General features: G+C 66.0%; 1 protein-coding gene. It reads right to left on the bottom strand.

The window, feature by feature from the left end:
- The coding region (locus AB6A65_RS16650) for an ABC transporter transmembrane domain-containing protein (protein ID WP_371039498.1) at window positions 1-427 on the bottom strand (427 nt) is incomplete at both ends.

The raw sequence follows: 427 nt of genomic DNA, 5'->3' as shown, positions 1-427 counted from the left end.
AGGAACACGCCGTAGAAGATGGTGCCGATCTGGGCGAGTTGCTGGATCGAGGCCGCCGAGTTGATGGCGAAGTTGGACAGCATCCGGCTGCGCAGCCCGAGGTCGGACTGCGCGTCCGCCGCCTCCTCGAAGCGCTGCCGCATGAGCCGGCCCGATCCCGTCGCCTGCACGGTCTCGAGCCCGTTCAGCGTCTCCACGAGGACGGACTGCTTGGACATGTTGCTCTGCATGGAGCCGGCGGTGATCCGGGCGAGGAACGGCTGGATGCCGAGGCCCGCGATGATCACGAGCGGCACCGCGATCAGCGGGATCAGCGCGAGCGGCCCGGCGATCAGCGAGATCACCCAGATGAAGAAGAAGATGAACGGCAGATCGACGATCGCCACCAGCGTGGCGGAGGTGAAGAACTCGCGCAGCGTGTCGAACT

It is taken from the genome of Rhodosalinus sp. FB01, from assembly GCF_041365715.1.
Taxonomy (GTDB): domain Bacteria; phylum Pseudomonadota; class Alphaproteobacteria; order Rhodobacterales; family Rhodobacteraceae; genus Rhodosalinus.
The sequence above is the reverse complement of the archived record's forward strand: the minus strand, read 5'-3'. Positions and strand labels throughout refer to the sequence as shown.